The sequence below is a fragment of the Nocardioides sp. YIM 152315 genome, from assembly GCF_029210375.1.
In the GTDB taxonomy this organism is placed as follows: Bacteria; Actinomycetota; Actinomycetes; order Propionibacteriales; family Nocardioidaceae; genus Nocardioides.
Genome location: NZ_JARGER010000037.1, coordinates 416,601 through 442,169 on the forward strand (window position 1 = coordinate 416,601; position 25,569 = coordinate 442,169).

Annotated in this window: 22 protein-coding genes; 17 read left to right on the forward strand and 5 right to left on the reverse strand. The window is 72.7% G+C overall.

The genetic code is table 11. The annotated features are described in order from the left end of the window. Positions 1-82: 82 nt before the first annotated feature. The 7 genes from PZ894_RS13545 (at position 83) to PZ894_RS13575 (ending at position 11,723) form a co-directional block, all read left to right on the forward strand. The gene (locus PZ894_RS13545; protein WP_275745525.1) at positions 83-3,739 is read left to right on the forward strand and encodes a nitrate reductase subunit alpha; all 3,657 of its coding nucleotides are present in this window, start codon (positions 83-85) and stop codon (positions 3,737-3,739) included. Further along, a complete protein-coding gene (gene narH, locus PZ894_RS13550) occupies positions 3,739-5,409 on the forward strand; it encodes a nitrate reductase subunit beta (RefSeq protein WP_275745527.1) in 1,671 nt (556 codons plus the stop codon). The genes PZ894_RS13545 and narH overlap by 1 nt, the downstream gene beginning before the upstream one ends. A 65-nt stretch (positions 5,410-5,474) precedes the next feature. Further along, on the forward strand, positions 5,475-6,065 hold the full coding sequence (gene narJ / locus PZ894_RS13555; RefSeq protein WP_275745529.1) for a nitrate reductase molybdenum cofactor assembly chaperone: 591 nt from the start codon (positions 5,475-5,477) through the stop codon (positions 6,063-6,065). After that, positions 6,062-6,817, forward strand: a complete 756-nt coding sequence (gene narI / locus PZ894_RS13560) for a respiratory nitrate reductase subunit gamma (protein WP_275745530.1) — start codon at positions 6,062-6,064, stop codon at positions 6,815-6,817. The genes narJ and narI overlap by 4 nt, the downstream gene beginning before the upstream one ends. Further along, the gene (locus PZ894_RS13565) at positions 6,814-8,043 is read left to right on the forward strand and encodes an MFS transporter (protein WP_275745531.1); all 1,230 of its coding nucleotides are present in this window, start codon (positions 6,814-6,816) and stop codon (positions 8,041-8,043) included. The genes narI and PZ894_RS13565 overlap by 4 nt, the downstream gene beginning before the upstream one ends. A 288-nt stretch (positions 8,044-8,331) precedes the next feature. Next, entirely contained in the window at positions 8,332-11,022 is a 2,691-nt protein-coding gene (locus PZ894_RS13570; RefSeq protein ID WP_275745533.1) for a DEAD/DEAH box helicase, read from the forward strand. Further along, the gene (locus PZ894_RS13575; RefSeq protein ID WP_275745534.1) at positions 11,022-11,723 is read left to right on the forward strand and encodes a hypothetical protein; all 702 of its coding nucleotides are present in this window, start codon (positions 11,022-11,024) and stop codon (positions 11,721-11,723) included. The genes PZ894_RS13570 and PZ894_RS13575 overlap by 1 nt, the downstream gene beginning before the upstream one ends. On the opposite strand, the gene PZ894_RS13580 is transcribed toward PZ894_RS13575, so the two are convergent. Beyond that, entirely contained in the window at positions 11,689-12,246 is a 558-nt protein-coding gene (locus PZ894_RS13580; RefSeq protein WP_275745536.1) for a TetR/AcrR family transcriptional regulator, read from the reverse strand. The two genes, PZ894_RS13575 and PZ894_RS13580, sit on opposite strands and share 35 nt — an antisense overlap. Positions 12,247-12,288: 42 nt before the next feature. Continuing rightward, on the reverse strand, positions 12,289-12,669 hold the full coding sequence (gene trxA, locus PZ894_RS13585) for a thioredoxin (protein WP_275745538.1): 381 nt from the start codon (positions 12,667-12,669) through the stop codon (positions 12,289-12,291). A 185-nt stretch (positions 12,670-12,854) separates the two neighbouring features. On the opposite strand from trxA, the gene PZ894_RS13590 reads away from it, so the two are divergent. Genes PZ894_RS13590 through PZ894_RS13615 form a run of 6 tightly spaced genes read left to right on the forward strand, consistent with a single transcriptional unit; the run spans position 12,855 to position 20,489 of the window. Then, positions 12,855-14,381, forward strand: a complete 1,527-nt coding sequence (locus PZ894_RS13590) for a carboxyl transferase domain-containing protein (RefSeq protein ID WP_275745775.1) — start codon at positions 12,855-12,857, stop codon at positions 14,379-14,381. Positions 14,382-14,383: 2 nt separating this feature from the next. Then, entirely contained in the window at positions 14,384-16,153 is a 1,770-nt protein-coding gene (locus PZ894_RS13595) for a biotin carboxylase N-terminal domain-containing protein (protein ID WP_275745539.1), read from the forward strand. Further along, entirely contained in the window at positions 16,146-17,081 is a 936-nt protein-coding gene (locus PZ894_RS13600; protein ID WP_275745541.1) for a hydroxymethylglutaryl-CoA lyase, read from the forward strand. Before PZ894_RS13595 ends, PZ894_RS13600 begins: the two co-directional genes overlap by 8 nt. Continuing rightward, positions 17,078-18,172: a hypothetical protein gene (locus tag PZ894_RS13605; RefSeq protein ID WP_275745543.1), complete on the forward strand. Its 1,095-nt coding sequence runs from the start codon at positions 17,078-17,080 to the stop codon at positions 18,170-18,172. Before PZ894_RS13600 ends, PZ894_RS13605 begins: the two co-directional genes overlap by 4 nt. Continuing rightward, a complete protein-coding gene (locus PZ894_RS13610; protein ID WP_275745544.1) occupies positions 18,169-19,278 on the forward strand; it encodes a hypothetical protein in 1,110 nt (369 codons plus the stop codon). Before PZ894_RS13605 ends, PZ894_RS13610 begins: the two co-directional genes overlap by 4 nt. Then, the gene (locus tag PZ894_RS13615) at positions 19,275-20,489 is read left to right on the forward strand and encodes a hypothetical protein (RefSeq protein WP_275745545.1); all 1,215 of its coding nucleotides are present in this window, start codon (positions 19,275-19,277) and stop codon (positions 20,487-20,489) included. The genes PZ894_RS13610 and PZ894_RS13615 overlap by 4 nt, the downstream gene beginning before the upstream one ends. Here PZ894_RS13615 and PZ894_RS13620 read toward each other — a convergent pair. Beyond that, complete coding sequence (locus tag PZ894_RS13620) at positions 20,450-21,142, reverse strand: EcsC family protein (RefSeq protein ID WP_275745546.1); 693 nt, start codon at positions 21,140-21,142, stop codon at positions 20,450-20,452. The two genes, PZ894_RS13615 and PZ894_RS13620, sit on opposite strands and share 40 nt — an antisense overlap. A gap of 33 nt (positions 21,143-21,175) precedes the next feature. Here PZ894_RS13620 and aat point away from each other — a divergent pair, with 33 nt between their 5' ends. Beyond that, positions 21,176-21,853 (forward strand): leucyl/phenylalanyl-tRNA--protein transferase, encoded by a 678-nt coding sequence (gene aat / locus PZ894_RS13625; RefSeq protein WP_345799153.1) that lies wholly within the window; start codon positions 21,176-21,178, stop codon positions 21,851-21,853. 3 nt (positions 21,854-21,856) lie between these two features. On the opposite strand, the gene PZ894_RS13630 is transcribed toward aat, so the two are convergent. Together PZ894_RS13630 and PZ894_RS13635 are read right to left on the reverse strand one after the other, a co-directional pair. Continuing rightward, positions 21,857-22,186 carry a rhodanese-like domain-containing protein gene (locus PZ894_RS13630; protein WP_275745547.1) on the reverse strand — a complete coding sequence of 110 codons (330 nt, stop codon included), beginning with the start codon at positions 22,184-22,186 and terminating at the stop codon, positions 21,857-21,859. After that, positions 22,183-23,049 carry a DNA-formamidopyrimidine glycosylase family protein gene (locus PZ894_RS13635; RefSeq protein ID WP_275745548.1) on the reverse strand — a complete coding sequence of 289 codons (867 nt, stop codon included), beginning with the start codon at positions 23,047-23,049 and terminating at the stop codon, positions 22,183-22,185. Before PZ894_RS13635 ends, PZ894_RS13630 begins: the two co-directional genes overlap by 4 nt. A gap of 65 nt (positions 23,050-23,114) precedes the next feature. Here PZ894_RS13635 and PZ894_RS13640 point away from each other — a divergent pair, with 65 nt between their 5' ends. The 3 genes from PZ894_RS13640 (at position 23,115) to PZ894_RS13650 (ending at position 25,569) form a co-directional block, all read left to right on the forward strand. Next, a complete protein-coding gene (locus PZ894_RS13640) occupies positions 23,115-23,384 on the forward strand; it encodes a hypothetical protein (protein ID WP_275745549.1) in 270 nt (89 codons plus the stop codon). Between the two features lie 163 nt (positions 23,385-23,547). Then, positions 23,548-24,750, forward strand: a complete 1,203-nt coding sequence (locus PZ894_RS13645; RefSeq protein ID WP_275745550.1) for an ATP-binding protein — start codon at positions 23,548-23,550, stop codon at positions 24,748-24,750. A 12-nt stretch (positions 24,751-24,762) separates the two neighbouring features. After that, on the forward strand, positions 24,763-25,569 hold the full coding sequence (locus tag PZ894_RS13650; protein ID WP_275745551.1) for a glycerophosphodiester phosphodiesterase family protein: 807 nt from the start codon (positions 24,763-24,765) through the stop codon (positions 25,567-25,569).

Consider the following 25,569-nt stretch of genomic DNA (forward strand, 5'->3'; position numbering starts at 1 on the left):
CCGGTCCACGCCGCGGCAGCCGCGTCGTTCCGGTGGTCGACGTCCTTGTCACGGAGCGCGGGGGTTCCCTACGTTGAGTCGCATGACCGACACGTCTCGGGCAGGTTTGGACGGTCCCGGCAGCGACACGCTGCTGAAGGCGGGGCGCTTCTTCACCCGGTGGGAGGAGACCGACGACGGGCGGGCGGTCTTCCGCGAGGGCGGGCGCGCCGGCGACGTGTTCTACCGCGACCGGTGGAGCCACGACAAGGTCGTGCGCTCGACCCACGGCGTGAACTGCACGGGATCCTGCTCGTGGAAGGTCTACGTCAAGGACGGGATCATCACCTGGGAGAGCCAGGAGACCGACTACCCGTCCGTCGGACCGGACCGTCCCGAGTACGAGCCGCGCGGCTGCCCCCGCGGCGCGGCGTTCTCCTGGTACACCTACTCGCCGACCCGCGTGCGCTACCCCTACGCCCGCGGGGTGCTCGTCGAGATGTTCCGCGAGGCCCGCGACCGGCTCGGCGACTCCGTCGAGGCCTGGGCAGAGATCGTGACGGACCCGGTCAAGCGGAGGAGGTACCAGCAGGCCCGCGGCAAGGGCGGCCTGGTGCGCGTCAGCTGGCGCGACGCGGTCGACATGGTCGCCGCGGCGCACGTGCACACGATCAGGACCCACGGGCCGGACCGCTGCACCGGGTTCTCGCCGATCCCGGCGATGTCGATGGTGTCCCACTGCGTCGGCACCCGCTTCGTCCAGCTCATCGGCGGCGTGATGACGTCGTTCTACGACTGGTACGCCGACCTGCCCGTCGCCAGCCCGCAGGTCTTCGGCGACCAGACCGACGTGCCGGAGTCCGGCGACTGGTGGGACGCGACGTACCTGATGATGTGGGGCTCCAACGTCCCCGTCACCCGGACCCCGGACGCGCACTGGATGGCCGAGGTGCGCTACCGCGGCACCAAGGTCGTCACGGTCAGCCCCGACTACGCCGACAACACCAAGTTCGCCGACGAGTGGATGCCCGCGCAGGCCGGGACCGACGCGGCGCTCGCGATGGCGATGGGCCACGTGATCCTCAAGGAGTTCCTCGTCGACCGGCGCACGCCGTTCTTCGTCGACTACGTGCAGCAGTACACCGACCTGCCGTTCCTGATCCGCCTCGAGGAGCACGAGGAGCAGGGCGGCCTCGTGCCCGGCAGGTTCCTCACCGCGGCCGATCTCGGGGGTGCGGCCGACGAGGACGCGTGGAAGACCGTGCTGATGGACGGCGCCACCGGGCAGCCGGTCGTGCCCAACGGCTCCATGGGATTCCGGTACGCCGAGTCCGGCAGGGGCCGGTGGAACCTCGAGCTCGAGGGCGTCAGCCCGTCGCTCACGCTCGCCGGCGACGACAGCGAGGCCGTGGAGGTGCTGCTGCCGGCCTTCACCGAGGACGACGGCTCCGGCTCCGTCCTCCGGCGCGGCGTGCCGACCCGGGTCGTCGGCGGCCACCGCGTCACCACGGTCTTCGACCTGATGCTCGCCCAGTACGGCGTGGGGCGCACCGTCAACGGGCAGAGCCTGCCCGGCGAGTGGCCGACCGGGTACGACGACGCGAGCACGCCGTACACCCCCGCCTGGCAGGCCGAGCGCACCAGCGTGCCGGCCGAGCAGTGCATCCGCATCGCCCGCGAGTTCGCGCGCAACGCCGAGGACTCCGGCGGCCGCTCGATGATCATCATGGGCGCGGGCATCTGCCAGTGGTTCCACGGCGACGCGACCTACCGCGCGATCCTCTCGCTGCTGATCCTCACCGGCTCGATGGGCCGCAACGGCGGCGGCTGGGCGCACTACGTCGGTCAGGAGAAGTGCCGCCCGATCACCGGCTGGATCTCGCTGGCCAACGGGCTCGACTGGAGCCGGCCGCCGCGGACGATGGCCGGCACGTCGTTCTGGTACATGCACACCGGCCAGTGGCGCACCGACGGCTACTCGGCCGACTCCCTGAACTCCCCGCTCGCCCGGGGGCATCTCGCCGGGAAGCACACCGCCGACGTCATCGCGGAGTCCGCGCGCAAGGGCTGGATGCCCTTCTACCCGCAGTTCGACAAGAGCTCGCTCGACGTCGGCGAGGCCGCGGCGGCGACCGCCGACCCGGCCCAGTACGTGAAGGACGCGCTGGCGGACGGCAGCCTGAAGCCCGCGATCGCCGACATCGACGCGCCGGAGTCCTGGCCGCGCACGCTGGTGCTCTGGCGCTCCAACCTCTTCGGCTCCTCGGCCAAGGGCAACGAGTACTTCCTCAAGAACCTGCTGGGCACCCACTCCAACGTGCTCGGCAGCGAGAACCCGGCCGCCCCGCGTCCCAGCGAGGTGGCCTGGCACGACGAGGCACCCGAGGGCAAGCTCGACCTGCTCGTCTCCGCCGACTTCCGGATGACCTCGACGACGCTGCTCTCCGACGTCGTGCTGCCGGCGGCCACCTGGTACGAGAAGCACGACCTCTCCTCGACCGACATGCACCCCTTCGTGCACGCGTTCAGCCCCGCGATCGACCCTCCGTGGGAGGCGCGCACCGACTTCGAGGCGTTCCACGCGATCGCGCAGCGGCTCTCCGAGCTGTCGGCGAAGCACCTCGGCACGCGCAAGGACCTGGTCAGCGTCCCGCTCCAGCACGACACCCCGGGCGAGACGCCGCGAGACCCGTACGACACGTCGCCGGTCTTCCAGGTCGTCGAGCGCGACTACACGGCGATCGCCGACAAGCTCGCCAGCGTCGGTCCGCTCGCCGACGAGCTCGGATTCACGGTCAAGAACGTCACCTACCGGCTCGAGGAGCAGGTGGCCGGCCTGGCAGGCACCAACGGCGTCATGTCGCACGGCGCGGGCGCCGGCCGGCCGGCGATCGACACCGACAAGAAGCTGGCCGAGGCGATCCTGCGCTTCTCCGGCACGACGAACGGCGCCCTCGCCGTCCAGGGCTTCCACACCCTCGAGGAGCGGGTGGGCACGAGGCTGCACGACCTGGCCGAGGGCTCGGAGGAGAAGCGGATCACCTTCGCCGACACCCAGGCCGCGCCCGTGCCGGTGATCACCTCGCCGGAGTGGTCGGGCTCGGAGACCGGCGGGCGCCGCTACGCGCCGTTCACCGTCAACATCGAGCGGCTCAAGCCGTTCCACACCCTGACCGGCCGGATGCACTTCTACCTCGACCACGACTGGATGACCGACGTCGGCGAGGCGCTCCCGACGTACCGGCCACCGCTCGACATGCAGCGGCTCTTCGGCGAGCCGGCGCTCGGCGCGGACGGGGCGCTGCAGATCACCGTGCGCTACCTGACGCCGCACTCGAAGTGGTCGATCCACTCGGAGTACCAGGACAACCTCTTCATGCTGTCGCTCAGCCGCGGCGGACCGACGGTCTGGATGAGTCCGCAGGACGCGGCCGCGATCGACGTGCACGACAACGACTGGATCGAGTGCGTCAACGAGAACGGCGTGCTGGTGGCCCGGGCGATCCTCAGCCACCGGATGCCGGAGGGCGTCGTCTACGTCTACCACGCCCAGGAGCGCACCATCGACGTCCCGAAGTCCGAGGCGACCGGCCGGCGCGGCGGCATCCACAACTCCGTGACCCGCCTGCTGGTGAAGCCGACGCACCTGATCGGCGGCTACGCCCAGCTGTCCTACACGTTCAACTACCTCGGACCCACCGGCAACCAGCGCGACATGGTGACCACGGTCCGCAAGCGCTCGCAGGAGGTGACCTACTGATGCGCGTCATGGCCCAGATGGGCATGGTGATGAACCTCGACAAGTGCATCGGGTGCCAGACCTGTTCGGTGACGTGCAAGCAGGCGTGGACCAACCGCGCCGGCACCGAGTACGTGTGGTTCAACAACGTCGAGACCCGGCCCGGCCAGGGCTACCCGCGACGCTACGAGGACCAGGAGCAGTGGCGCGGCGGCTGGGAGGTCAACCGGCGCGGCCGGCTGCAGCTCAAGACCGGCGGCCGGCTCAAGCGGCTGCTGTCGATCTTCGCCAGCCCGGTGCAGCCCGAGCTGGAGGACTACTACGAGCCGTGGACCTACGACTACAAGACCCTGGTCGAGGCGCCGCTCGGCGACGACTTCCCGGTCGCGCGGCCCAAGTCGCTGATCACCGGGGAGGACACCAAGGTCACCTGGTCGGCCAACTGGGACGACAACCTCGCCGGCGCCTCGGAGATGGGCCACCTCGACCCGATCGTCCAGCGGATCCGCAAGGAGTCCGAGGACAAGATCAAGTTCGAGTTCGAGCAGACCTTCATGTTCTACCTGCCGCGGATCTGCGAGCACTGCCTCAACCCGTCGTGCATGGCGTCCTGCCCGTCCGGCGCGATCTACAAGCGCGCCGAGGACGGCATCGTGCTCGTCGACCAGGACCGCTGCCGCGGCTGGCGCCAGTGCATCACCGGCTGCCCCTACAAGAAGATCTACTTCAACCACAAGTCCGGCAAGGCCGAGAAGTGCACGTTCTGCTACCCGCGGATCGAGGTCGGCATCCCGACGGTCTGCGCCGAGACGTGCGTCGGCCGGCTGCGCTACCTCGGCCTCTTCCTGTACGACGCGGACGCGGTCACGGCCGCCGCCTCGGTCCCCGACGAAAAGGACCTCTACGAGGCGCAGATGGACCTGCTCCTCGACCCGACCGACCCGGCGGTCGTCGCCGCCGCGCGTGAGCAGGGCATCCCCGAGGACTGGCTGGACGCCGCCCGCCGGTCGCCGGTCTACGCGCTGGCGAAGAAGTACCGGGTCGCGCTGCCGCTGCACCCGGAGTACCGCACGATGCCGATGGTCTGGTACGTCCCGCCGCTCTCCCCGGTCGTCGACCTGCTCGCCGAGCAGGGCCACGACGCCGAGGACCGCGACGTGCTCTTCGGCGCGATCGAGGCGCTGCGGATCCCGATCGAGTACCTCGCCGAGCTCTTCACCGCCGGCGACACCGACGTGGTCGACGGCGTCCTCCGCAAGCTCGCCGCGATGCGCGCCTACATGCGCGGCATCAACCTCGGGCGCGACCCCGACGACTCGATCCCCGCCTCGGTCGGGATGACCGGCGAGGCGATGTACGAGATGTACCGCCTGATGGCGATCGCGAAGTACGACGAGCGCTACGTGATCCCGAAGGCGCACGTCGAGCAGGCCCACGACCTCGAGGAGCTCGGCTGCTCGCTGGACTTCGAGGACGGGCCGGGCACGTACGGCTCGGGCCCGTTCGGCGAGGCCAGCGGCCGGCCGGTCCCGGTGGCCGTCGAGACGTTCCAGGCGCTCAAGCAGCGGCAGACCAGCGACGAGCCCACCGGCGACGAGGAGCTCCGCGGCCGGGTCAACCTCCTCAACTGGGACGGCAACGGCACCCCACCGGGGCTCTTCCCCGAGAAGCGTCAGGAGCCGACGTCATGAGGGCACGGGGTGGTTTCGAGACAGGACTTCGTCCTTCCTCAACCACCGAGACACGGACACGCGTCGTGCGGCAGGCCGCGTCGTACCTCCTGGCCTATCCGGACCAGGCGCTGCTCGACCGGCTCCCCGTCATCCGGGCGGCGCTCGCCGAGCAGCGGGTGACGTCGCTCGACCCCTTCCTCGACCAGGTCGAGCGAACGCCGCTGCGCGAGCTCGAGCGCCAGTACGTCGACGTCTTCGACCTCTCGCGCCGGCACGCGCTCTACCTGTCCTACTGGACCGACGGCGACACCCGCCGCCGGGGCGAGGTGCTGGGTCGGTTCAAGGCGGCCTACCGCGCGTCCGGCTTCTTGGTCGACACGAGCGGCGAGCTGCCCGACTACCTACCGATGGTGCTGGAGTTCGCGGCCGTCGCCGACCCCGACGGCGGCGAGATGCTGCTGCGGGAGTACCGGCCGAGTCTCGAGATGCTCCGGATCGGGCTGGTCGAGGACGGCACGCCGTACGCCGCGGTCGTGGCGGCGGTGTGCGCGACGCTGCCCGGCCCCTCGCCGAAGGACCGGGCCGCGGTGCAGGCGATGGTGAACGGGACGCCGCCCACCGAGACGGTCGGACTCGAGTCGATTGGTCTGGAGCCGATCGGGGGCTACCGGTGAACGTGCTGCTGTGGGGCGTGCTGCCCTATCTCGTGATCGCGACGCTCGTGCTCGGCACGGTCTGGCGCTACCGCTACGACAAGTTCGGCTGGACCACCCGGTCCTCGCAGCTCTACGAGTCCCGGCTGCTGCGCATCGGGTCGCCGCTCTTCCACTTCGGCATCCTCGTGGTGTTCATCGGCCACGTCGGCGGCCTGGTGATCCCCGAGGACTGGACGGAGGCGGTCGGGGTCACCGAGGAGATCTACCACTTCAACGCGCTGCTCTTCGGCGGCATCGCCGGCTTCTGCACGCTCGCCGGCATCGTCATCCTGATCATCCGTCGGCGTACGACGGGCCCGGTGTTCATGGCGACCACCGTCAACGACAAGGTGATGTACGTGCTGCTCGTCGGCGCCATCACCCTCGGCCTGTGGACCACCCTGGTCGCGGTCGGCGCCGGCCACGAGGCCCACAACTACCGCGAGACGGTGTCGCCGTGGTTCCGCTCGATCTGGCGGCTCAACCCCGACGTCGACGCGATGGCCGAGGCGCCGATCCAGTTCCACGTGCACGTCCTGGTCGGGATGCTGCTCTTCGCCGCCTGGCCGTTCACCCGCCTCGTGCACGCGTTCACGGCTCCGGTGCACTACCTGTTCCGTCCCTACATCGTCTACCGGAGCCGCGACGCCCGGGAGCCGGCGCCGACCGGTCGGCCGCGGGCGGGCTGGAGCCCCGTCGGCACGTCCGACCGTGACAGGAGCAGTCGATGACCGACACCACCGGCGGCACGGCGCCCGCCGTACCCGATCTCCGCCGGGGGCAGGGCCGCAACCTCGCGCTCGCCACCCTCGCCTTCACAATCAGCTTCTGGGCGTGGAACATGATCGGCCCGCTCGGGGTCCGGTACGCCGAGCCGATGGGTCTCTCCGCGGGGGAGAAGTCGCTGCTGGTGTCGATCCCCGTACTGGTCGGGTCGCTCGGCCGGATCCTGGTGGGCGCGCTGACCGACCGGTTCGGCGGTCGGCTGATGTTCACGGTGCTCCTCCTCGCGAGCGCGCCGTTCGTGCTGCTGGTGGCGTTCGCGGGCAACCGCGACTCCTACGGGCTGATGCTGCTCTTCGGGTTCTTCCTCGGCATCGCCGGCACGACGTTCGCGGTCGGCATCCCGTTCGTGAACGCCTGGTTCTCGGCCGACCGCCGGGGCTTCGCGACGGGCGTCTTCGGCGCCGGCATGGGCGGGACCGCGCTCTCGGCGTTCTTCACGGCGCGCTTCGTCGACTGGTTCGGCTACACCACCACCCACGTGATCATCGCCGTCGCCCTCGTGGTCGTCGCGTTCCTGGTGTGGACGGCGATGCGGGACTCGCCCGCCTGGTCGCCGAACACCGACCCGGTCGCCCCCAAGCTGGTCGGGGCCTTGAAGCTGCCGATCACCTGGCAGATGTCCTTCCTGTACGCCGTGGCGTTCGGCGGGTTCGTGGCGTTCTCGACCTACCTGCCGACCTACCTCAAGGACGTCTACGAGTTCGACCTCACCGAGGCCGGCACGCGCACCGCCGGCTTCGCGATCGCGGCGGTGATCTGCCGGCCGATCGGCGGCGTGCTCTCCGACCGGATCGGTCCCCGCACGGTCGCGGCCATCTCCTTCGCCGGGGCCGCGGTGCTGGCCGTCGTGGAGACGTTCCAGCCCGAGCCCGAGGTGCCCGCCGGCGTGTCGTTCGTCCTGCTCGCCGCGTTCCTCGGCCTCGGCACCGGCGGCGTCTTCGCATGGGTCGCGACGGCGGCGCCCAGGGAGCGCGTCGGCAGCGTGTCCGGGATCGTCGGCGCCGCCGGCGGCCTGGGCGGGTTCTTCCCGCCGCTGGTGATGGGCGCGACGTACGACGAGGTCGACCACAGCTACACCATCGGCCTGATGCTGCTGTGCGCCACCGCCCTCGTCGCCCTCCTCTACACGCTCTTCGGCATCAGGAGGAGGACGGAGCCTGCCGTCCGCTGACGTCAGCCGCCGTCGACACCGACGAGACCGTTCGCCGCAGTGCGGTCCGGGCCGTCAAGTTCGTCCAGGTCGACGCGCGCGTGGCGCACCGCTCGGTCAGCCGCTCGGCGGTGAGCACCGCGGCAGACGACGACGGATGGGGTTGGGTGGCTTCTTCATGTCCACCACGGTCCCTTCCGCGGGGGCCCTCGCTCCTCAGCCCACGATCCACGCTCCGTCTCCCCCCAGGTCGGAGGACGATGCCGACGGCGACCGGGGCAGGTGGGTGCCGCGGGCTAACGTCGCCCTGTGTCCTTCGTCCCCCTCTCCGGCCCGGCGACGTTCCGAGCGGGCGACCCACCGCGCGCGGGGGTGGTGGAGTTCAGCGACGAGCGGCGCACGGTGGCGCTGCCGATCCGGGCCGCGATCCCGGTGCTCACCCGGGCCCGCAACCGCGAGGACCTGCACCCGACCGTCGGACTGCTGAGCGGAGCCGCGCTGCTCGGCATGCGCCTCGTCGCGGCCGGGAAGTTCGCGCCCGGCCCCGCCGTCGCGGGCGGTACGCCGAGCTGGCGGGTCAGCGGGCTCGACTCCGACGACGAGGACCGCATCGAGATGCTGGCCCGCGCCCAGCGGGAGGACGAGGGGCTGGTGCGCGACCTGATCGACGCGATCGCCGACGCGATGCCGCGGCAGCCGCCGGTCGAGGTGCCGGAGCGGGCGCCGACGAGTCCGCGTCGACCCTCGTTCGAGGAGCGGCTGCAGGCCCGGCTCGCCCGGCACCGGCGCGTGGAGGCCAGCGACCTCCCGCAGCTGGTGCGGCTCTCGATCCGGGTCGAGGCCGACGAGGAGGAGCTCGTCGCGGGCGCCGTACGCCTGGTCCCGCAGGTGCACGACGAGCAGAACGCCCTGCACCTCAGCGACCTCGCCGTGCTGTGGACCCACGGGCCGGAGGAGCACGGGTTCGGCGAGCGGGCCCGCACCCACGCGACGATCGCGCTGCGCGCTGCCGCGGACGCGTGGCCGGTGCTCGACCGGCTGCTTGCGCTGCGGGTGCCCGACCAGATCACCCTCGACACCGACGAGCTCGTGAGCCTGCTCGACGAGGGGGTCGCCGCGCTGCGTGACCGCGACGTCGACGTGATGTGGCCGCGCAGCCTGGGCCGCGACCTGAGCGCGACCGCGACCCTCGACCGGACCGCCACGGGCGGGCCGGGCCCGGTCCGCGAGGAACCGCTCAACGAGCCGCTGCTCGGCACCGAGTCGCTCTTCGCCTTCACGTGGCAGGTCGCGCTGCACGGCGATCCCCTGACCGAGGCGGAGATGGACCAGCTGGCCTCGTCGGCCACGCCCTTGATGAGGCTGCGCGGCAACTGGACGGTCGTCGACCCGTCGATCGCGCGGAAGGCGCGCAAGCGGCTGCTGCGCACGGTCAGGCCCGCCGAGGCGGTCGCGTCGGCGCTCACCGGCACCGTCGAGGTCGCCGAGACCCAGGAGCAGGTCATCGTCGGCGCCAGCCTGCTGAAGGTGCGCGAGCGGCTGCTGACGGCCGCCACCCGGGAGCCCGTCGAGCCGCCGGTCGCCCTGGCCGCGTCGCTGCGCGAGTACCAGCAGCACGGTCTCACCTGGCTGGCCGAGCTCACCTCGCTCGGGCTCGGCGCCTGCCTCGCCGACGACATGGGCCTCGGCAAGACGATCACGCTGATCGCGCTGCACCTGCACCGCCACGAGCGCGGCGCCACCGGGCCGACGCTGGTCGTGTGTCCCGCCAGCCTGCTCGGCAACTGGGAGGACGAGGTACGCCGCTTCGCCCCCGGCACGCCCGTGACCCGCTTCCACGGAAGCGACCGGGAGCTCGACTCGATCGCGGACGGGTTCGTGCTCACGACGTACGGCACCATGCAGCGCGACGCCGAGCGGCTCGCGTCCGTCGCATGGGACCTGGTCGTCGCCGACGAGGCGCAGCACGTGAAGAACCCGCGCACGTCGACCGCCCGCGCGCTGCGCACGATCCCGTGCCGGGCACGGGTCGCGCTCACCGGCACGCCGGTCGAGAACAACCTGACGGAGCTGTGGGCGATCCTCGACTGGGCGATCCCGGGGCTGCTCGGCAGCCGCAACGCCTTCCGCAAGGTGTGGGCCGGCCCCATCGAGTCGGGACGCGAGCCGACGAAGGCCCGGCAGTTCGCCGACCTGATCGGCCCCTTCCTGCTGCGCCGCCGCAAGTCCGACCCCGGCATCGCGCCGGAGCTGCCGGCGAAGACCGAGACCGACCACCGGATCGGGCTGACCCGTGAGCAGGTCGTGCTCTACGAGTCGTTCGTCCGCGACATCATGGAGCGCATCGAGCGCGCCGACGAGGACACGCGGCGCGGACTCGTGCTCAAGCTGCTCACCGGCCTGAAGCAGATCTGCAACCACCCGGCACACTTCCTCAAGCAGTCCGCCGGCAGGCTCTCGGGTCGGTCTCAGAAGATCGACCTGCTCGACGAGCTGCTCGGCACCGTGCTCGCCGAGGACGGCGCGGCGCTGGTCTTCACGCAGTACGTCGCGATGGCCCGTCTGCTGGAGTCGCACCTCGCCCGGGCCGGGATCCCCCACCAGCTCCTCCACGGCGGCACCCCGGTGCGCGAGCGGGAGGCGATGGTGCGGCGCTTCCAGGAGGGCGACGTGCCGGTGTTCCTGCTCTCCCTCAAGGCGGGCGGCACCGGCCTCAACCTCACCCGTGCCGACCACGTCATCCACGTCGACCGCTGGTGGAACCCCGCCGTCGAGGAGCAGGCGACCGACCGCGCCTACCGGATCGGGCAGACCCGGCCGGTGCAGGTGCACCGGATCATCACCCGCGGCACGATCGAGGAGCGGATCGCCGAGATGCTCGGTCGCAAGCGGGCGCTGGCCGACGCGGTGCTCGGCCGCGGCGAGGCCGCGCTCACCGAGCTCAGCAACGACGAGCTGCGCGACCTCGTCACCCTCAGCCCCGACGCCGCGGAGGAGTGATGACGGCCGTCCTGCATCCCCGGGTCCCGGCGCGCCGCGGCGGCGCCCGGGCCACGACCTGGTGGGGCAAGGCCTGGGTGCGCGCCGTCGAGGAGGCGGCGTACGCCGACGCCGACCTCAAGGCGGCCCGCACCCTGGCGCGCGGCGGCCACGTCGGGCAGATCGCGACCGAGCCGGGGCGCTACGTCGCGTCGGTCGACGACCCCCGCGGCCTCTGGACCGTCGACGGCACGCTGCCGGTGCTCGACGACGCCGGACTCGCCGCCCTGGTCGAGACGGTCGCGGCCGAAGCCGGCCGGGTCGCGTCACTGCTGGCCGGCGATCTCCCGCACGACCTGGTCGAGCAGGCGGAGGAGGCCGGGGTGGAGCTGCTGCCGAGCGGGTTCGAGCTGGGCTCGGCCTGCGGGTGCGACCACTGGGCCGACCCGTGCGTCCACGCCCTGGCGGTGCTCCACCAGCTGGCGTGGCTGGTCGACGCCGACCCGCTCGTGCTCCTCCAGCTGCGCGGCCTGCCCCGCGACGAGCTGCTCGCGCGTCTGCACGCCCGCCAGACCTCGTCCGCCCGGCCCGACGACATCGACCGAGACCTGGACCTGGCCGTCGAGGCCGCGCTCTACGCCGCCCGGATCCTCCATGACGCCGACCCGCCCGAAAGTTTCGGGCGGGTCAGCGGAGAAGCGCCCCCAGCGCCATCGTCGTGAGCACCTCGCGCAGCTGCGGATCGGGCAGGAGGCCGCTGTGCGGAGTGGAGTTGATCAGCCCGAACGCCGCGTGCGCCTTCGCCCGCGCGGTGGAGAGGTCGAGCGCGGGATCGAGCAGGCGCAGCTGGGCGGCCCACAGATCGACGTACTCCCGCTGCAGGTGGCGCACCTGCTCGCGCGCGTCGTCGGGGAGCGACTCCCAGTCGCGGTCCTGCACGACGATCAGCGGCCGGTGCCGCAGCGCGAAGTCGACGTGCCAGTCGACGAGGGCGACGAGCGCGGCGCCGGGAGCGTCGGCGTCGGCGACGCGCTTGCCGCCGACGCGCAGCAGCTCCTCGCTGATCGAGACGAGCATCTCGGCGAGCATCGCCTGCTTGGACTCGAAGTGCTTGTAGAGCGCCGGTCCGGAGATGCCGCACGCCGCGCCGAGGTCGGCGACCGAGACACCGTGGTAGCCGCGCGCCGCGAACAGCTCGGCCGCGGTGTCGAGGATCTGACTGCGTCGATCCGGGGGGCGGCTCATGCCGCCAAGGTTAGCGGTCGTTAACTCGATGACGGGTGTGACTCAGGCGTCGGGCTGCTGGCCCTGCTCCTGCTCGGCGATCTGCCGGCGTACGTCGTCCATGTCGAGGTCCTTGACCGCGGTGATGACCTGCTCGAGCGCCGGCGCGGGGAGGGCGCCGGGCTGGGAGAAGACGAGGATGCCGTCGCGGAACGCCATCAGCGTGGGGATCGAGGTGATCTGGGCGGCGGCCGCCAGCGACTGCTCGGCCTCGGTGTCGACCTTGCCGAACACCACGTCGGCGTGCTGCGCGGAGGCGGCCTCGAAGACCGGTGCGAACTGGCGGCACGGGCCGCACCAGGACGCCCAGAAGTCGACGAGCACGATGTCGTTGTCGACGACGGTCTGCTCGAACGTGTCGGCGGTCAGCGCTACGGCGGTCATGTCTGCCCAACGGTCCGGGCGGTCGCGTTGTTCCGTCGCATGGATACCCGGTTCACCGGGAATGCGGTCGCTTCTGGGGCAATGCAACGCCCGAGAAGTGCAGGAACACCCGGTGCACCGGGTATCCCGGCACCGGCCGATGGACCCCCAGGTTAATGATCGCTAACCTAGGCCGGGTGAGCCACATGAAGGAGCTGGTGGAGGAGCTGCGCGAGCGGCTGGCGGCCACCCGGCTGGGCGGCAGCGAGGCGGCCAGGCGCAAGCACACGGACCGGGGCAAGCTGCTCGTCCGCGACCGGGTGGACCGGCTGCTCGACCCGGGCAGCCCGTTCCTCGAGCTGAGCCCGCTGGCGGCCTACGAGATGTACGGCGACCCTGGGTCCAACAGCGTGCCGAGCGCGGGTGTCGTCACCGGCATCGGCCGGGTGAGCGGCCGCGAGGTCGTCGTCGTCGCCAACGACGCGACGGTCAAGGGCGGCACCTACTACCCGATGACGGTCAAGAAGCACCTGCGCGCGCAGACCGTCGCGAGCGACAACCACCTGCCGTGCGTCTACCTGGTCGACTCGGGTGGGGCCTTCCTGCCGATGCAGGACGAGGTGTTCCCGGACCGCGAGCACTTCGGCCGGATCTTCTTCAACCAGGCGAACCTCTCCGCACGCGGCATCCCGCAGATCGCCAGCGTGATGGGCTCGTGCACCGCCGGCGGCGCCTACGTGCCCGCGATGTCCGACGAGACCGTGATCGTGCGCAACCAGGGCACGATCTTCCTCGGAGGCCCGCCGCTGGTGAAGGCCGCCACGGGCGAGGTCGTCACCGCCGAGGAGCTCGGCGGCGGCGACGTGCACGCGCGCACCTCCGGCGTCGTCGACCACCTCGCCGAGGACGACGCCCACGCGCTCGCCATCGTCCGCAGCATCGTCGGCACCCTCGAACGCCGGCACGAGGGCGCGCCGTATGAGATCGCGCCCGTCGAGGAGCCACACGACGACCCGAGCACGCTCTACGACGCCGTCCCCGCCGACACGCGCACGCCGTACGACGTCCGCGAGGTGATCCGCCGGATCGTCGACGGCAGCCGCTTCCACGAGTTCAAGAAGCTGTACGGCGAGACGCTGGTGACCGGCTTCGCGCACGTCTGGGGCCACCCGGTCGGCATCGTCGCCAACAACGGCATCCTCTTCAGCGAGTCCGCGCTCAAGGGCGCGCACTTCATCGAGCTGTGCAACCAGCGCGGCATCCCGCTGGTGTTCCTGCAGAACATCACCGGATTCATGGTCGGCAGGGAGTACGAGAACGGCGGCATCGCCAAGGACGGCGCCAAGCTCGTCACCGCCGTCGCCTGCTCGGTCGTCCCGAAGTTCACCATCGTCATCGGCGGCTCGTTCGGCGCCGGCAACTACGGCATGTGCGGCCGCGCCTACGACCCGCGCTTCCTCTGGATGTGGCCCAACGCCCGGATCTCGGTGATGGGCGGTGAGCAGGCGGCGTCCGTGCTCGCCACCGTGGCCGGCAAGCGCGACGACGAGGACCTCAAGGCCCCCATCCGCGAGCAGTACGAGACCCAGGGCTCGCCCTACTACGCCACCGCCCGCCTGTGGGACGACGGGATCATCGACCCCGCCGACACCCGCCGCGTCCTCGGCATGGGCCTCGCGGCCGCCGCCAACGCGCCCGTGCCGGAGCCCAGCTACGGAATCTTCAGGATGTGACGATGTTCGACCACGTCTTCATCGCCAACCGCGGCGAGATCGCCGCCCGGATCGCCCGGACCTGCCACCGACTCGGCCTCACCTCGACCGCCAGTTCCGGCGACTACCTCGACCCCGACGCCCAGGTCGCGCAGGCGCTGGCGGCCGGTGCCGACGCGGTGCACCCCGGCTACGGCTTCCTCTCCGAGAACCCCGGCTTCGCCCGCGCCGTCACCGCGGCCGGCCTCGCCTGGATCGGCCCGCCGCCCGAGGCCATGGAGGCGATGGCCCGCAAGGACCACGCGCGCGAGATCGCGGTCGCCGCCGGCGTACCTGTGGTGCCACGCGGCGAGGACGCCGGCTTCCCGGTGCTGGTGAAGGCGGCGTCCGGCGGCGGCGGCAAGGGCATGCGCATCGTCAGGGACGAGGGGGATCTCGAGGAGGCCAGGGCCGCAGCGGCGCGCGAGGCCCGCAGCGCCTTCGGCGACGACACCCTGCTCGTCGAGAAGTACGTCGAGCGCGGCCGCCACATCGAGGTCCAGGTCATGGCCGACGCCCACGGCAGCGTGATCCACCTCTGGGAGCGTGACTGCTCGACGCAGCGACGCCACCAGAAGGTGCTGGAGGAGGCGCCGGCGCCGACCATCACGCCCGCGGTCCGCGCGCTCGTCACCGACAGCGCCGTCGCGCTCGCCCGGCAGGTCGGCTACCGCAACGCCGGCACGGTCGAGTTCCTGCTCGACGACAGCACCGGCGAGGCCTACTTCCTCGAGATGAACACCCGCCTCCAGGTCGAGCACCCCGTCACCGAGGCGATCACGGGTCTCGACCTTGTCGAGCTGCAGCTCCGCGTCGCCGCCGGCGAGCCTCTCCCGGTCGGCCAGGACGACGTCACCGTCACCGGCCATGCGATCGAGGCGCGGGTGTACGCCGAGGACTCGTTCGGCGGCTTCCTGCCCCAGGCCGGCACCGCCACGCTCGTCCGCTGGCCCGGGTCGTCCGCTTCACACGCACCTCTGGCTAGCCGAGAGGCGGACGACCCGATCCGGGTCGACCACGCCCTCGAGAGCGGCCAGGTCGTCAGCACGTCGTACGACCCCATGCTCGGCAAGGTGATCGCCCGCGGCGCGACGCGCGAGGAGGCGCGGACCGCGCTGGTCGACGCGCTCGACGACACCGCGATCCTCGGGCTGACCACCAACACCGGGTTCCTGCGTGCGCTGGTGGCCAGCGACGAGTTCCGCGACGCGACGATCGACACCGCATGGCTGGACCGCAACGACGTGCCCGCGCCGGACCCCGGCCCGGCGCGCCTGGCCGCGGCGTGGGAGGTGCACCTGGCCCGGCGCGAGGAGGAGGGCCCGTTCCGCTCGGACGGATTCCGGCTCGGCGCCGATCCGGCGCCGGTCGTCATCGACCTCGACGAGCGGGTCACGCTCGCCGGGCCGGAGCCGCACGACCGTCCGGTGGCCGACGTCGGCACCGACCACGTCGAGATCGTGCTCCGGGGTCAGCGCTTCGTCTTCCGGCGGCCCGACGTGTTCGGCGACCACGCCCTCGACCTGGGCGACGGCGCGATCACCGCGCCGATGCCGGGCACCGTGCTCGACGTACGCGTCGCCGACGGCGACCGGGTCGAGTCCGGCCAGGTGCTCGTCGTCCTCGAGGCGATGAAGATGGAGCTGGCGCTGAAGGCGCCGTTCGACGGCACCGTCACCGGCCTCGCCGCCGGCACCGGCGCGCAGGTCGCCCTCGGCGCCACGCTCCTGGAGGTGGAGAAGGACGATGACTGACCTGCCGATGACGGTCCGCGCCGACGGGCTCCCCGAGCGCGTCACCATCTACGAGGTCGGCCCGCGCGACGGCCTCCAGAACGAGCAGGCCCTGGTGCCGACCGGCGTGAAGGCCGAGTTCGTCCAGCGGCTGACGGCCGCCGGGCTGCCGATCGTCGAGGCGACCAGCTTCGTGCACCCGAGGTGGGTGCCCCAGCTCGCCGACGCCGCGGACCTCATGGAGCTCCTCGGCGAGGCCGGTCGCGACTGCCCGGTGCTGGTGCCCAACGAGCGCGGCCTCGACCGTGCCCTCGAGCTCGGCGCCCGCCACATCGCGATCTTCGGCTCCGCGACCGAGACCTTCGCGCAGAAGAACCTCAACCGCAGCCTCGACGAGCAGTTCGCCATGTTCGAGCCGACGGTACGCCGCGCCCGCGACGCCGGCCTCGACGTGCGCGCCTACGTCTCCATGTGCTTCGGCGACCCGTGGGAGGGTGCGGTGCCGATCGACCAGGTGGTCGACGTCGGCAAGCGGCTCTTCGACCTCGGCGCCAGCCAGCTCAGCCTCGGCGACACCGTCGGCGTCGGCACCGCCGGACACGTCGCGGCGCTGCTGACCGCCTTCCAGCAGGCCGGGATGGGCACCGACCACCTCGCGATGCACTTCCACGACACCTACGGACAGGCCCTCGCGAACACGTACGCCGCGCTGCGGGCCGGCGTCACGACGTACGACGCGAGCGCGGGCGGGCTCGGTGGTTGCCCGTACGCGAAGAGCGCCACCGGCAACCTGGCCACCGAGGACCTCGTGTGGATGCTGCGCGGCCTCGGCGTCGAGACCGGGGTCGACCTCGGGCAGGTCGTCGCGACCAGCGTGTGGATGGCCGGCCACCTCGGACGGCCCAGCCCGTCGGCCGTGGTCCGGGCACTGGCAGAATCCCCTTCATGACGAGGAGGGTCTACCTGCACGTCGGTGCGCCCAAGACCGGAACGACGTACCTGCAGGACCGGCTCTCGCTCAACTCCCGGTCGCTCGCGGCGCACGACATCCACTTCCCGGGCGGCCCGACGGTCAGCCCGGCGCTGTTCAACTTCCGGGCCGCGCTCGATCTGCTCGGGCAGGACTGGGGCGGACCCGCCGGGCACGCCGAGGGCGGCTGGTCGGCCATGGTCCGCAAGGTCAGGCGTCGCTCCGGGACGGTCGTGATCAGCCACGAGGTCCTCGCGCCCGCCACCTCCGACCAGGTCGCCCGCGCGATGCGGGACCTGGCCGGCTCCGAGATCCATGTCGTCTACACCGTGCGTGACCTGGCGCGGCAGGTGCCGGCTGCCTGGCAGGAGAGCATCAAGCAGGGCCGGGCGTGGACCTACGAGAAGTTCCTCGAGCGGATGACGCAGAACAAGACGTGGTTCAGCCGGGCCTTCGACCTGCCGCGCGTGCTCGGCACCTGGGGCGCGGGTCTGCCGCCCGAGCGGGTGCACGTCGTGACCGTGCCGCAGTCCGGCGACGAGCGCCGGCACGGCGACCCGCTGTGGAAGCGGATGTGCGAGGTGCTGGGCATCGACCTCGCCTGGGCACCACTCGACAGCGACCGCTCCAACCGGTCCCTCGGCCGCTCGGAGACGCAGGTGATCCGCCAGCTCAACAAGCGGATGAAGCGCGCGACGCGCCACGAGGGCGCCTACGACGAGCTGATCCGCAACCTGCTCGACCAGGGCGAGCTGGTGCGGCGCGAGTCCGCCGCCGTACGCCTGCCGCCCGACCACTTCGACTGGGCCGAGGAGCGGGCCGAGCGCTGGATCGAGTGGATCCAAGGCAGCGGCGTCCACCTCGTCGGCGACGTCGAGGAGCTGCGCCCGGTGCGACCCGACCCCGACGAGCGCTACCGCCACCCCGACCGGGTCGGCCGCAAGCGCCAGCTCGACACCGCGCTCAACGCCCTGGCCGCGATGACCAGGGAGGCCGCGCGCCGGCCGGATCCCGACCGGACCCTGGCCTCGCGGGTGCGCACCCAGGCCGAGCGGCTGCGCGAGCGGTGACCGCCGACGCCGACCCCGGCGGCCTGCGGCGTGCCTGGGGCTGGCACGCTCACCTGCGGGACGGCGGGGCCACTCCGTGGCGTGTCTGGGAGGGCGCCGGAGAGCCGGGCGGTCGCTACCTCCCGGGTGCCCAGCAGCTCGAGCTGCTGCGCCGGCTGAACGCCGCGGGGGACGTGCCGGCCGACCTGGCGGCGCGGGTGCTCGAGGCCAGCGCGCCCGGGCGCGGGCGCCCCGACCTCGAGCTCAGCGGCGCGGTCGAGCCGCGGGCCTTCGGCCCCGCACCGATCGATCCCGCCGACCTGCCCGACGAGGAGCTGCTCCGCGTGCTCGCCGGCCTGCTCGCCGAGGACGTCCTGGCCGCGGGGCTCCCCGAGTCGCCACGGCCCCGCGCGATCCGGCCGTGGCGACAGCGCTACCGCATGGTCGGCGACCCCGTGCTCGCCGACCCGCGCCGCGAGGACCTGACCGCGCGCGGCCGCCCCCCGGGCGGCCGCGGCTCCGTCGTGCTGGTGCTCGGCAGCGACCTCGGGGAGATGCTCGTCCACGAGTGGACCGCCCGCAGCCTCGGGTACGGCGCGCCGCCCTTCCGCGAATGGGTCGGCCGGGCGGTCCGCGACACCGTGCCCCAGCGCGTCGACCTCGCCCGCACGGCCGCGGTCTGGCGCGAACGCGTCGGCGCCCCGCGCGTGCGCATCGTGCTCGACCTCGGCGCCGTGCCCCGGCTGGTGCGGGTCCGCCGGGCGCCGGCCGCAGCGCTGCCGCTCACCGCGGACGCCATCGAGCTGGCCCGCCGGGTCGGGCAGGTGCTCGGGCTGCTCGTCGCACCCCCGGTGCGCCGCGACCTGCTGCGCCGCACGCTGGTGCCGCGGCTCGCGACCTCCCCCGGCCCGGCGCTGGTGCTGCCGGCGCGGCACGTCGAGCGCGCGCACGGGCAGGCGACCCGGATGCGCGATGCGCTGCTGCGCGCTGGATACGCTGTCCACGGCGACCCGGACGGTCTCCTGCCCACCGAGCGCCCCGGTGTCCCGGAGCCGTCGGACGCCGGCGCGCTGGCGCTGGGGATGCGCCTGCTGCTGGAGCAGCCGGAGAAGAGAGGTACTGCGTGAGCACCCGGGTCCTCCTGCACGTCGGCACCCCGAAGACCGGCACGTCGTACCTGCAGGACGTGCTCTTCCGCAACCGGCGGCGGCTCGCGAGGTCCGGCATCCTCTACCCGGCCGACCGCTTCGACGCCCACTTCCTCGCGGCCCTCGACCTGATGCGGATGCCGTGGGGCGGTCTCGAGGCCGAGGCGGTCGGCGCATGGGACCGGCTCGCCGGGCAGGTGCGCCGACACCGCGGCACCGCGATCATCAGCCACGAGATCCTCGCGACCGCCTCGCGCTCCCAGGCGGGTCGGGCGCTCACCTCGCTCGGCCACGGGGACGGCAGCGAGGTCCATCTCGTGATCTCCGCGCGAGACCTCGTGCGCCAGATCCCCGCTGAGTGGCAGGAGAACGTCAAGCACCGCGCGGCGCTGCCCTACCGCGCGTTCCTCGAGCAGGTCACGGACCCGGCGCGCGACACCCGCATCTCCTCGTGGTTCTGGGGCGTCCAGGAGCTCCCCGACATCCTCGACCGGTGGGGCCACGACCTGCCGCCCGAGCGCATCCACGTCGTCACGGTCCCGCCCGCGGGCGGGCCGCAGCAGCTGCTGTGGAAGCGGTTCAGCGTGGTCCTCGGCCTCGACGGCCTGGACCTCGACCTCGAGGCGGAGCGCGCCAACCCGTCGCTCGGCGTCCCGGAGACCACCCTGGTGCGTCGCATCAACCGGGCCGCCAACCAGGAGCTGGACCCGGCCGACTACCGGCCGCTGGTCCGCGAGCTGCTCGCCCACCACACCCTGTCGCAGCGCACCTCCTCGCCGCGGCTGGCGCTGCCGCCCGACCTGCACCCGTGGGTCGGCGAGGTCACCGCGTCGTGGATCGCCGAGATCGAGAAGCGCGGGTACGACGTGGTCGGCGACCTGCACGACCTCGTCGGCGCTCCGCCCACGACCGACTACGTCAGCCCCGACCAGCCCGACGAGGCCCAGGTGGCCGAGGCTGCGGTCGACGCGATCAAGGCGGTGCTGCTCGAGACGGCGCGGCTGCGGCACGTCGAGGCCGGCCTGCGCGCCGAGCTGCTCGACACCCAGAGGGCGCTGGAGCGCTCCTACCTGCGCCCGACCTACCGCTGGCGCGAGCGCAGCGTGCGCCGCCTGCAGGAGGGCAGGCTCGGGCGCGGGCTGCTCAAGGCCTACCGGCGGGCGCGGGGGCGGAGCTCGGAGCCGGCGTAGTCGCCGATCCGCCAGGTGTCGAAGCCGTCGACGCCCATGCCGACCACGCCGCCGACGATCGGCACCTTGCGGGTGAACGCCACGGCGGCACGCTTGCCGCCCACCTTGGCGACCAGCTCGGCGGTCACCTCCGCGGCGAGCACCCGATGGGTGTCGGGGTCGTGCGCGGGCGCGGTCGCCAGCGCCATCGGCGGCGCCGGGATCTTCCGGTCGCGCACGAGGGCGTCGACCCTGGCCTCGCCGAGGAGGCAGGCGAGCACGGCGTCCTGGACCCGTGGGTCGTCGAGGTCGTAGCCGCGCAGGTGGGCGATCGCCGACACCATCCGGGTCTGGATCAGCGCCAGCCCGGTGATGTTGGTCGGCACCGTGACGACCGCGGTCAGCGCGCCGCCGACGCTGGTCAGCAGTCCCTGGGCGCCGGCGTAGCGGACGTGGTCGTCCACGATCGCGTCGAGCGCGCGGCGCGCGTGGCCCTCCGCGTCGCGGAGCCGGCGCTCGGCCGCGACCGCCGCCGGGGCCAGCGGTCCGATGCCGTGGATCGCGCGATCGAGCGCCTCGCGGACGAAGCTCGCGTTGAGGTCGGGCGCGAGCGCGGGCAGCCGCGGCACGACGTACCGCCCCGCCAGCCTGCTCACGCTCTCCCTGCCCGCCACGCCCCCGATGGTACGGACCGCTACCGTGCCGGTGTGCCACCTGTCGAGCCACCGCCGTCGCGCTGGTCCTTCGGCGATCCGGCCGCGTACGACCCGCTCGACGACCTGGTGGGCATCGGCGCCGACCTCGAGCCCGGCACGCTGCTCGCGGCCTACCGACGCGGGCTCTTCCCGATGCCGTCGGGTACGCCGGGGGACCCCATGTACTGGTTCAGCCCGGTGCGCCGCGGGGTGCTGCCGCTGGAGGGGCTGGTGGTGTCGCGGTCGCTGCGGCGCTCGTGCCGCGGCTTCGAGATCCGCGTCGACTCGGCGTTCGCCGAGGTCGTCGACGCCTGCGCCGACCCCGAGCGGCCGCAGGGCTGGATCGACGCGGAGGTCCGGGCGGCGTACCTGCGCCTGCACGAGCTCGGCTGGGCGCACTCGGTCGAGGCATGGCGCGACGGCCGACTCGCCGGCGGGCTGTACGGCGTCGCGATCGGCGGCCTCTTCGCCGGTGAGTCGATGTTCCACCGCGAGCGGGACGCGTCGAAGGTCGCGCTCGTCGGGCTGGTCGACCTGCTGGGGGGCGCGGACGCGGAGGTGCGCCTCCTCGACGTGCAGTGGGTGACCCCGCACCTGGCGTCGCTCGGCGTGGTCGAGATCGGCCGGGCGGCGTACCTTTGGCGACTGACGCGCGCGCTGCAGCTGCCGCTGCCGGCCCGGTGGCAGTGAGGGTCAGACCACCTGCGGCTCCTGGCCGGTCTCGCTGACCATCGGCCGCCCGGCGGCCTCCCAGTCGAGCATGCCGCCCGCCAGGTTGACCGCGTCGTAGCCCTGCTGCTGGAGCCACGCCACGGCCTGCGCGGAGCGGCCGCCGATCTTGCACACCACCAGCGTCTGGCCCGCCGGCAGCTCGTCGAGACGCACCGGGAGCAGCGACATCGGGATGTGGACCGCGCCCTCGATGTGCCCGTAGTCCCACTCGACGGGCTCGCGGACGTCGAGGACGACCAGCCCCTCGGGCAGCGGATCGGGCACGTTGTCGATCGAGACGGTGGGAATCATTTGAGTAGCTTGCTCATCCTTCGGTCGGCCAGCGGCTTGCCGCCGGTCTGGCAGGTGGGGCAGTACTGCAGGCTGGAGTCCGCGAACGACACCTCGCGGACGGTGTCGCCGCAGACCGGGCACTGCTTGCCGGTGCGGCCGTGGACCGCGAGGTGGGACTTCTTCTCGCCCTTCAGCTCACTCGCCGCCAGGCCGCGGGACCGGTCGACGGCGTCGCCGAGCGTGGTGCGCAGGGCGTCGTACAGGACCTGGATCTCGTCGGTGGTGAGGTGGCCCGCGGGCTTGAACGGCGACATCCGCGCGGCGTGCAGGATCTCGTCGGAGTAGGCGTTGCCGATGCCGGCGATCGTGCCCTGGTGCCGCAGCACCCCCTTGAGCTGCTTGCCGCCCTCCTTCTTCAGGATCTCCTTCAATCGGTCGATCGTGAAGTCGTCGGTCAGCGGGTCGGGCCCGAGGCTGGCGATGCCGGGCACGTCCTGGGGGTCGCGGACGGCGTACGCCGCCAGGCTCTTGCGCGTGCCCGCCTCGGTGATGTCGAGCCCGGAGTCGTCGTCGAGCACCACCCGCACGGCGAGGGTGGACTTGGTGCTGGGCTTGGGCGGGATCGTCGGCACCTCGTCGCGCCAGCGCACCCAGCCGGCGCGGGCGAGGTGGAGCACGAGGTGGAGGCCGGATGCCTCCATGTCGAGGAACTTGCCGTGGCGGGTGACGTCGTCGACCAGCGTGCCCTCGAGCGCGGAGAGCGGCGGGTCGAACGTCTTGAGCGCGCTGAACTGCGCCACGTGGATCTTCGCGATCGCGTGGCCGTCGAGCCGGCCCCGCAGGTCGAGGGCCAGCGCTTCCACCTCGGGCAGCTCGGGCACGAGCCGAGTCTAGGGAGCCGGGGGAACCGGTGACAGCCTCAGGTGCCGAGGAGCATCATGGAGGCGTGGCCACCGTCCGCCCGCTCCCGGAGCTGGGGTCGATCTACCTCGACGCCCGCGGGGCCGAGCGCGCGCTCCGGGTCAGCTGGCACCACGAGTCCGGCCTGGTCGTGCTCTCGTTGTGGCGCGACAACGTGTGCGCCGGCTCCTTCCGGCTGGCGATCGACGAGGTGCCGGCCCTGATCGAGCTGCTGCGCGCCGGCCTGGTGCGCTCCTACGACGACGCCCGCGGCCGCCTGGGCGAGGTCGAGCCCGGGGCGGCCGCGTCCGCCTGAGCCGCGCCTCCGTGGTGGCCCGGCCGATGTAACGGTGGTTTGTGGGATCTTCCGCCCCGTTATGACGGGGGACCAGATCCCACCACACCGCGTTACAGCTGGCGCCGCGTCGACGAGGCCGGAAATCTAACGAATCTGCTAGACCGCCGGATATCGTGCGAGCGTGGACCCGGTCCGGAACCCGTACGCGCCCGGCGCCGGCCAGCGACCGCCCGAGCTGGCGGGGCGCGACCGGGAGCTCGAGCAGTTCGAGGTGACCCTGGAGCGGGTCGCGGCGGGGCGGCCCGAGCGCAGCATGGTGCTCTCCGGGCTCCGCGGCGTGGGCAAGACCGTGCTGCTCAACGCGCTGCGCGGCCAGGCGGTACGCCGGGCGTGGGGGACCGGCAAGATCGAGGCGCGCCCCGACCAGAGCATCCGGATCCCGGTCGCGCAGGCGGTGCACGCCGCGGTGCGCGAGGTCGCCCACCGGCACCGCGACCCCGACCGGGTCGACGCGGTGGCCGGCGTCGTCAAGAGCTTCGCGCTGAGGACCACGGTGGACGACCGCCGTGCCGCCTCGAGGGGAGGAGCGCGCTGGACCCCGCCCGTCGACGTCACCGCGGCCAAGGGGCGCGCGGACTCGGGCGACCTCGAGCTCGACCTGGTCGAGCTGCTCACCGACGTCGCGACCCTGGCGGGCGACCTCGGCGTCGGCCTCGCGCTCTTCGTCGACGAGATGCAGGACGTCGCCACCCCGGAGCTCGCCGCGCTGTGCGGCGCCTGCCACGAGATCAGCCAGCAGGGCGCGCCGCTCATCGTGGTCGGCGCCGGCCTGCCGCACCTCCCGGTCGCGCTCGCCGCGTCCAAGTCGTACGCCGAGCGCCTCTTCCGCTACGTCGCGGTCGACCGGCTCCCGCGCGAGATGGCCGACCGCGCCTGGCGGGTGCCGGCGGCCACCGAGGGGGCGGACTTCGAGCAAGGGGCGCTCGACGAGCTCTACCGGCTCACCGACGGCTACCCCTACTTCGTGCAGGCCTACGGCAAGGTGACGTGGGACGCCGCCGTCGGCTCGCCGATCCGCGCCGCCGACGTGCACGCCGCCGCACCGGAGGCGGAGGCCGAGCTCGCCGTCGGGTTCTTCGGCGCGCGCTTCGACCGGGCCACTCCGGCCGAGCGCGACTACATGTCCGCGATGGCCGACCTCGGCGCCGAGCACGGTGACGCCGCGGTCGCGACGGCCGACATCGCCGGACACCTGGGCCGCAAGCCCCAGTCCCTCTCGCCGGCGCGCGACGGGCTGATCAAGAAGGGCCTCGTCTACGCCGCCGAGCGGGGGAGCGTGGCGTTCACCGTGCCGCACTTCGGCAGGTTCCTCAGGAGTCGGTGACCAGGCGGAAGAATGAGCGTCGTGAGACCCGAGGTCGTCGCCCACCGCGGCGCGAGCCACGACAACGCCGAGCACACGCTGCGCGCCTACGTCGCGGCCCTCGACGCCGGTGCGGAGGCGCTCGAGTGCGACGTGCGGCTCACCGCCGACGGACACCTCGTCTGCGTGCACGACCGCGACCTGCGGCGTACGTCGGCCAGCCGCGCCCTGGTCTCCAACAGCGAGCTCGCCGAGCTCGACGCGCTCGACTTCCACTCCTGGAAGAACCCCTGGGCCGACCTCGACGACGAGGCGCCGGACCCCGACGAGCGGCTCGACCGGGTGCTCACGTTGCGCATGCTGCTCGAGACCGTCGCCGACTACGAGCGGCCGGTGGAGATCGCGATCGAGACCAAGCACCCGACGCGGTACGGCGGCCTGGTCGAGCGCCGCCTCGTCGAGCAGCTCCGCCACTTCGGCTGGGACCGGGCGGGGTCGCCGGTGCGCGTCATGAGCTTCTCGTGGACCGCGCTGCAGCGCGTGCAGCGGCTGGCCCCCGACCTGCGGCTGGTGATGCTCGTCGAGCACGCGCGCAACTGGTCGCTGCTGCGGCGGCTCGTGGGTCGCGACTGGCTGGTCGGGCCGGGCATCGCGGAGCTGACCGCGCACCCGGGGCTCGGCCGACGCATCACCGCTGCGGGCCACGACCTGCACGTGTGGACCGTCAACACCGAGGCCCAGCTGGACCTGTGCCTCGAGCTCGGCGTGCGGGCGGTGATCACCGACCGCCCGGCGTTCGTGCTCGACCTGCTCGACCGGCGGGAGGCGGGCGAAGGCTAG

Excerpts from the sequence above, each read along its gene's own strand:
- PZ894_RS13565 (WP_275745531.1), top strand. The coding sequence starts at position 6,814 with ATGACCGACACCACCGGCGGCACGGCGCCCGCCGTACCCGATCTCCGC.
- PZ894_RS13545 (WP_275745525.1), top strand. The coding sequence starts at position 83 with ATGACCGACACGTCTCGGGCAGGTTTGGACGGTCCCGGCAGCGACACG.
- PZ894_RS13580 (WP_275745536.1), bottom strand. The coding sequence starts at position 12,246 with ATGAGCCGCCCCCCGGATCGACGCAGTCAGATCCTCGACACCGCGGCC.
- PZ894_RS13630 (WP_275745547.1), bottom strand. The coding sequence starts at position 22,186 with ATGATTCCCACCGTCTCGATCGACAACGTGCCCGATCCGCTGCCCGAG.
- PZ894_RS13595 (WP_275745539.1), top strand. The coding sequence starts at position 14,384 with ATGTTCGACCACGTCTTCATCGCCAACCGCGGCGAGATCGCCGCCCGG.
- PZ894_RS13605 (WP_275745543.1), top strand. The coding sequence starts at position 17,078 with ATGACGAGGAGGGTCTACCTGCACGTCGGTGCGCCCAAGACCGGAACG.
- PZ894_RS13590 (WP_275745775.1), top strand. The coding sequence starts at position 12,855 with ATGAAGGAGCTGGTGGAGGAGCTGCGCGAGCGGCTGGCGGCCACCCGG.
- trxA (WP_275745538.1), bottom strand. The coding sequence starts at position 12,669 with ATGACCGCCGTAGCGCTGACCGCCGACACGTTCGAGCAGACCGTCGTC.
- PZ894_RS13650 (WP_275745551.1), top strand. The coding sequence starts at position 24,763 with ATGAGCGTCGTGAGACCCGAGGTCGTCGCCCACCGCGGCGCGAGCCAC.
- PZ894_RS13600 (WP_275745541.1), top strand. The coding sequence starts at position 16,146 with ATGACTGACCTGCCGATGACGGTCCGCGCCGACGGGCTCCCCGAGCGC.
- narH (WP_275745527.1), top strand. The coding sequence starts at position 3,739 with ATGCGCGTCATGGCCCAGATGGGCATGGTGATGAACCTCGACAAGTGC.
- PZ894_RS13575 (WP_275745534.1), top strand. The coding sequence starts at position 11,022 with ATGACGGCCGTCCTGCATCCCCGGGTCCCGGCGCGCCGCGGCGGCGCC.